Below are 7,195 nucleotides of genomic sequence, written 5' to 3'. Positions count from 1 at the left end.
GAAAGCAGCCCCTTATGATAAATATTTATGGAGAATACGGACAGGGAAAAACTACTTTCCTTAAGTTTCTTGAAGATAAGTTCAATGGAAGCCGTCCTGATTCATGGGCAGATTTTCTTGTTGATCACCTTGACATCAGCGAATTCCCCCCACTAGAAGAATTTCTGTTAAAAAAGCAAAAGGAAGCTGAAGAACAAGGCAAAGAGGGTATTATAATTATTTTAGATGAAATGCAGCATATATCCACTGAGGGAGATTTAACCCAAAATCAAAAGGATTTTTTGAATTCTTTAAGAAAATTTGCCGATAACAACATTCCAAGTCTTAAAAGCAGTTTATTTACACTTGTTTTAGCTATGCATCCAGAAACAGATAAATTTTTTAAGGACTACGGTTATTATGATGTTGAACAGCGAAGAGGAACCTTTAAATTAATTCTTCGTGACATTGATTATTTCACTGCTCATGAAATGGTTAATGAATACTTCAAGGGGATGCATAAAATACATGAATTTGTAAAGCCGTCATTCGAAGAATATTTTGATGAAGCATTTATAAACGCATTTTACATCTTAAGCCAAAAGGTTGAGTTCAAGGTTAATGGAATTAGACGATTAAATGGTCGCACATTTGCACAGATTTTCTTTGTGCTCTTTGAGCAATACAACAGAAAAGGCTCTAAACTGGATTTTGAGGATCTTAAGTCAATACTCCTCGGTGATATCCCATTAAAATTTAAGGATTATTCTCTACAAATTGATCGTGAAACTTATTTTGATGTTCTTAAATTCGCAGAAAGTGAAGAGCTGAAGGAAATATTAGATAAAATGCTTTTTAATCCTAAATGGTATTTTGAAAAAGAAGAAGAAAAATACTGGCTAAGAATACTTTCAGAGAGGGGCATACTCTCATCAAGAGAATGCATAGTCGTTGATCCCGATGAAATAACAAAATATAAAAAAGTGGATAAAGAAAGGATTTATCTTGAAGGTGAAAAATGGCTTGTATTTACTGATTTTTTAACCCGTGAACAGAAAGAATCATTAATAGAAGATCATAAACCAAAGACAGTTTACAGATTGTCAGAAGAATATCTTGAAAAGATTTATGGATTTATAGATGATGAAGGATCTGATGGAGGATCCCGGGTTTTAAGGGAATATTTTAAGTTAGAACCTTCTCAAAAGGTAAATAGAGTCATTGAAAAGATATGTGAAAACTTAAAGTTTGATGTAAGTAAATGTAAGCAAGGTCCTTCCTATAAATTTGCTGAAGGCAAATACAATGTCCTTGGAGATATAAACTATAATTTGGGAATCTTTTATTATGCTGAAGACTACAATAAAGACGACTTCAAAGAATATCTGGATAACGTAATAAAGAACATTGAAGATTCTGAGCATGATTTTGTCGTTGTTCTGGTATGTCCCTATTATGGAAAAAGCTTTCCCAGGAAGGAAAATTTAAAAATAAGAAAAATGGAAAACCGCCTTTTTATTGAAGATTTAAGTTCAGATTCCTTGAGAAAAATTCTAGAGGATGATTTTGAAGGATTGAATGATATAGTTAGAGAATCCATGAAAATATATGTTAAAGAAGCCACTGAAAAGGGATTCACTTTACCATTGACCGGTTTTAAACAAAAAATAAAAAACAAACCGGCGTTATTCAGAGATCAATTTATAGAAGAGATAAGTAAAGCTTGGAGAGTAGAACTTCGGGATTCACCTCCAAGTAAATCGAAAATCTTATATTCCAAGGCCATTGATGGTGATGGCAAATTAATAAAACTTGCAAGAAACTCCCTCAAAGAATTCATAGAGCTTGATGAAAATGACACGATCAAAGGCTGTGAATTTTCAAAGTACGAAAAAAGATTTTTGGAACTCTTTGATATTGAAAAAGATGAAATTAGTAAAAAGGAAATTGATTCTGCAATGAAAAGGTATTTTTCAAGCTATTCAAGATTTTCAATTTCAGATTTCATTGCAAGAATACTTGAAAAGAAAAACATACTTGAAGTCCATGAGAATTACAAAATAAAAAAACCTGATGATTACTTACAGAAGATTATTGATATCTTAAATAGTGGTTCTTTGGCTCTTCTGATTTCAAAGGATGATGTTATAACACAAGAAAAAATTTCAAGTTTAGAAATTATCCTGGACGAATTAAAAGAGAAATCATCCTCTGAACTCACTTGGATTGATCTCGGAACATATAATACAAGATTAGATTCAATAGTAAAATTTTTAGATGAAAAGGTAGAGCCATTACAAGATATTATTAGGGATATCAGGGAAGATTTGAATTTATTAAAAGAAAATCTTGCCAAAAAATTTTTAAATATTTACATGAGCGATATAGAATTTCCAGAGGTGGCCGAAGATTCTGATATTGAAAAATATTTTGCTGTAAAAGAAAAATCTAAAATTGATTTTGATAGTTTCATTGATTTTATAAATGGAGAAATAAATGAATCAGTAAGTGTGAACCCAAAGATTCTGGAGAGTATAAAATATATTCTGAATTCAATTTGTAAAATAGACCAGTCATATGAATCTGCTGTCAATTCACTCTTTGAAAAATTGAAAAATTTAGAAAACGATCTGAAAGATCCAAGAATAGAAAACTTGATGGAGGATGATTATAGCCATAACTATTCTTCAAACCAGATAAAAAAGGCTAAAAGTATATTACAAAATGCCAATCAATTCCTTGAACCTTATATTAAATCTCTGGAAAATCTAAATGAAATGTATTCTGATCTTAGAGATATATTTGATTATATAGAATCTCATTCGGATTATATAGAAAACCTCGAAATTGATCTTGAGGAAGAGAAGAGCAGGATTAAAAAGCTCGCTAAAAAAGAGTTTAATTTGTGTGAGCCATATGTTCGCTACATTTTAAATGAATATGAAGATTTGAAAAATAGAATAGAGGCAAATATAGAACATGAAAAACTTCACAAATTCTTTAAAATTTTAGATCTCCCCGAAAGTGTCCCTCAAGAAAAATTAGAGAATCTAATTAAAGAAAGAAAAGAGACTCATGAATTTGAGCATATCTCTACGGATGAGATAATCGAACAATTTCTTAGAGTCAGATTTCTTAAGAAAATTACAATCACTACGGAATATTATGATAAAAAAGGTGAGCGCTGTGTAGAGAAGAGGGTTGAATATGAAAATAACATAAAGTAGGTGCATTAAAATGGCACTTAACATATTTCCAATTTATAAAGAAGAAATAAGCAATGAATTTTTAATATGTCCTCTGAGGCACCCCCTTTTAAACTATAAGTGGAGTAAAATGTCTATCACTTTCGAGGATGGGAGATCTTATGATATTCCAACAATTGGTGAAATTTCAGAGGATGTTCCAACTTCATCTATAATTTACTTAAGAGGTTCGCCAGTTGGCTTCAAAGACTCAAACAACAATATAGTAACACAAGTACTTTTACATGAATCTAATATTAACCGAGAACCTTATAAATCCATAAAAAAATGTTTAACAGAAGAAAAGGCATCCGGTTTAGAGCAGTTCGTGAAGAAACTTGAAGATGATGAATTTAGCAATAAAGTAATCAGATACATTTTTGAAAGGGATAAAAGCAAGTTCAGAGGCACTGGTTTTGAAAATAACATAGATAATCTTCTTAAACAATTACTGGAAAATAAAGATAAATTAGTAAAAAATTTTCCATATCTAAAAGTTATCATAAATGTTCTAAGCAGCGGATTAAATTACTCTAGGGGAATCAAATGGTTTTTGAAACAGAAATAGAAGGTTTTATAACAGCCATCCAAAAGGAAAGGTTTGTTGAAATAGAAAACTTTAGAAAGATCTTCAAAGAAATGGAAAGTGACATTAAAACTAATAAAAAGAATTTAACTGTTGATATAGATAAACCAAACAAAGAGTGCCTAGAAAGTAATATTGTGGCCGTGGACGGAAGCAGTTATCAGGAACAATATGACTCAATTTCAATAAATATCGCTACGGCTTATATTTATTCCAAGGATGAAAAAAAAGAAAAATATTTACCAAATATTAAAATTGTGCCCCCATATTATGCTAGTTTAATTAATTCTGTTGATATGAAGACTCTTGAATATAAAATTGTTCTCGACTTACTAGAGAAGGGGATAATTGAAAAACCTGAACTAATCCTACTCGATGGTTCTATTTGTTTTCCTGACGAAGCGCTTTCAAACTACATTGAAAATGTTCCTTTGATGAAAGAGAGTTATGAGGAACATAAAGCTATCGTAAATGAATTTTATAAGTTCACATTAACGGAGAAAATACCCACAGTTGCTCTCAGTAAGGATCCTACTGCTAATAAATACTTCGTTTCGCTTTATAAATCAGTAGAGGACCCATCCTCTAATGATGAAATAGACCCCTCATCTTTAATTGGTTCAAATTTCCTGAAAAATGTGGGAAAGAATGGAATGTACAATTTTATATCTGAAAATTCTTTCATAAAAAAATTGTTGTATGAGGATTCATTCAAAAGGACAAAATACCTCGAGATTACAAGAAGTTTGAGAAACGAAATCCCTGCAAAAATGCTAAGGGGTGAAATTTGCGGGTTTTATTTGAAAACAATCAAAGAACAGAAACCCTTTTTTGTCGAAATCCCATCTAAATTTATTAATAGAATTAACGAAATAACAAGAATTTTATCCGCCCTTAGCTACTATTCACTGAGACCAGGTTACCCCTTTCCCCTCTATGCTGCACATAAAAGAGTCGAGCTCAAAAAGAAGTACTGCCGTAACATAGCTAATATACTAAGGAACATCGCATCAAAGGAATTTAAAGACGATTACACTTTAATCTTTGAGGAAAAGTTCCATGACAAATTATAGGTGTCATAAATGAGTGGATTTAAAGGAACAATATTTGAAACAATATCTTCAACAAGAATTAAATTTTCAACTAAGCCCGGAGAGAGTATCAGTACGGGATCTCTAGTTGAAATAAAAGACTCTGATGGAAAAAAATATTTGGGAAGAGTTATAAGTATTCAAAGAAAAAATTATCTAATTGATCAAGATGGTGCAGTTCAACTTTCAACGCTTTTTTCTGAAAACGAAAATTTAGACCCTGATGACATAGGTATACGTGGCGAATTTGATGATTTCATAATTTGTGAAGTTGAAATCATAGGTAACAGGGAAAACAGCAACTTTTTCGTAAGACCAAAAAAGCCATTTAAAATTGGGACAAAAGTGTACAGGGCAAGCCCTGAATTTCTGAAGAGACAGTTAAAACCAAAAACAAATTCCATAGAAATAGGCTATTTTAGGGATAATAAAGATGTCCCAATACACATTGATTTGAATGAACTTATCTCAAAACATTTCTCTGTTCTTGCTATGACTGGAAGCGGTAAATCCTGGACTATAAGTGTTATAATAGAGTCCGTAGCAAAAAATTATGACATACCTATACTAATATTTGATCCCCATGGAGAATACAGTTCACTCAAGGTTGCAAAGAATGCTGATGGTCAAAAGATAGCTCAGAAAACTAAAATTTTTGTTGCCGCGGATGAATACACAAGGGACCTTTCGGATGATTTTTTTGAAAATAAATTCGGAGTTAAGCGGGATAGTGAATCTCTATACTTCAACATGACCGATTTTGAAACATACCAGATTATTCACCTTTTAAAGAGCCTTTATGACTTATCTGAGGCCCAGAGCAGAATTTTACAAGCTGGTTGGGCTGAAATAACCAATGATCCCGACCTAAAGGATACAACTCAAATTGATCCGATACTTGAAAAATTGAAGGGTATTGGGGAGTCAGCTACACAAGGTCCAGCTGCCATGAAGATACTCAGCACTAAACTAAGAATGCTATATGATTCATTACCATATATTCAGAAATCTACTGAGCAAAAGATCATAAATGAAAAGAAAATTGTCAAAAAGGGCCAAATTTCAGTAATCGATATTTCTGGCATAGAGGAAATACAACAACAGGCACTTGTTGCAATATTGTCCTCAAGGATACTCAAAAAAAGGATGAAAAGGGACATTCCTCCATTGCTCCTCATACTCGAGGAGGCACATAGATATATACCTTCTGGATCCGTCAATACCGCTTCAAAGCCTACAATTAAGAGAGTTGCACAAGAAGGTCGTAAGTTTCTAATGGGTATGGGAATTGTAAGCCAGAGACCTAGCCGGGTTGATGATGATGTCCTTTCACAATGCAATAACCAGATAATAATGAGATTAACCAACCCAAACGATCAGAATTATGTTAAAAAGATTTCTGAGTGGATTTCTGAAGCAGATGTGGAGGAAATAAAAAGTATGGCACCTGGTGAAGCGTTTATTTTTGGCAGCGCTGTTCCTCTCTCCCTTCCACTGAGAATAAAGAGTGAAAGATTAACTGAACATGGAGGCTACACTCCAGACATAGTGGATGAACTTGAAAATTTTTAATTAACACATGAAATTCTATGAACTCAAAGTATAGAAAATAGGGGATGAAACCATTTCATGCCAAAAACCTATTTAATAGAAGATGAAAAAATATCTGGAACGGTTTTTGTAAGTTGTCCCATTGAAACACTATTTACTGGATTTCAGATCTTGGAGTAGGTACATGTATAGATTTATTGAAGGAAGTCGCCACTGGACTGGGCTTGGAACATGAAAACCCTCCCGAGAGGAAGAATACAATTATATGTGAAGCAAATTCGCCACAAGGGAATATTGACCGAAGCTTTGGGTGGGGTGCCCCTTGCGTGTGATCTCAATGGAAATTATTACCTCATACAAGGGTAAACTTGGCAAATACTACAGTAACTTTGACCTCATAAAATATTTATTTTAGGTGAAGTCTTGATGCATGTTCACAGATAGGATGGAAAGTGCAAAGAGCATCTTTTCATTGTGGAGGGAATTCTTCCCGTTTTATTTGCGTTACATGGGAATTTTTCAACGTCTTTCACGGTTCATGTTATTCCAAATCCCCAAAGGTGTAGACAAAGAATTTTATTGAAGTATAGGTTGATGGTGTGTCGACACTGAGGTTTTTTTGATGCTCTAGTTTGAATTTTTTTTGCTTTGAAATTTTGCAAGTTTTGGGTCATCCACCGTTATTGTTTTTTTATTGGGGGGGTTTGTTTTTATTTTGTTGTCATGGAGCACCTTTTATCTTA

General features: G+C 32.8%; 4 protein-coding genes. All 4 read left to right on the top strand.

Features of this window, described 5'->3' with window-relative positions:
- The coding region (locus H5T44_06335) for an AAA family ATPase (protein ID MBC7081837.1) at positions 1-3,206 on the top strand (3,206 nt) is incomplete at its 5' end.
- Positions 3,207-3,216: 10 nt separating this feature from the next.
- Entirely contained in the window at positions 3,217-3,792 is a 576-nt protein-coding gene (locus H5T44_06330) for a hypothetical protein (GenBank protein ID MBC7081836.1), read from the top strand.
- Positions 3,771-4,883, top strand: coding sequence for a DNA double-strand break repair nuclease NurA (locus tag H5T44_06325; GenBank protein ID MBC7081835.1), 1,113 nt, complete (start codon positions 3,771-3,773; stop codon positions 4,881-4,883). Before H5T44_06330 ends, H5T44_06325 begins: the two co-directional genes overlap by 22 nt.
- A 9-nt stretch (positions 4,884-4,892) precedes the next feature.
- Positions 4,893-6,473: an ATP-binding protein gene (locus H5T44_06320; protein ID MBC7081834.1), complete on the top strand. Its 1,581-nt coding sequence runs from the start codon at positions 4,893-4,895 to the stop codon at positions 6,471-6,473.
- The last annotated feature ends 722 nt before the right edge of the window (positions 6,474-7,195 follow it).

It is taken from the genome of Thermoplasmatales archaeon, assembly GCA_014361195.1.
Taxonomy (GTDB): domain Archaea; phylum Thermoplasmatota; class E2; order UBA202; family JdFR-43; genus JACIWB01.
The sequence above is the reverse complement of the archived record's forward strand: the minus strand, read 5'-3'. Positions and strand labels throughout refer to the sequence as shown.